Here is a 321-nt window from a genome sequence, read left to right on the forward strand (position 1 = left end):
GTTTCAAAGGCGCGTTCCGCGTAGTAGCGAATGACGGTCAGCTGGGTGGCACTTTAGGCCGTTACGCAGTACAGATTTCCAAAGCGAAGAAAATCGCTGTGATCGACGACAAAACTGCGTATGGTGAAGGCGTCGCTAAAGAATTTATGAAAGGCGCAAAAGGTAAAGGCGCAGAAATCGTGGTGCAGGAACATACAACTGACAAGTCCAATGACTTTGCAGCGATCCTGACCACCATCAAAGCAAAACAGCCTGACCTGATTTTCTTCGGTGGTATGGATGCGGTTGCCGGTCCTATGCTGCGTCAGATGAAAGCACTGG

1 protein-coding gene is annotated in these 321 nt (G+C 49.8%); it reads left to right on the plus strand.

All coding sequences use genetic code 11. The annotated features are described in order from the left end of the window. Positions 1-321 (plus strand): ABC transporter substrate-binding protein (locus KDM89_RS21135; RefSeq protein WP_212689777.1); only part of this gene is annotated, 321 nt, incomplete at both ends.

Origin of the sequence: Cognatundibacterium luofuense, assembly GCF_018139685.1 — a bacterium.
GTDB lineage: Bacteria > Pseudomonadota > Gammaproteobacteria > Burkholderiales > Burkholderiaceae_D > Undibacterium > Undibacterium luofuense.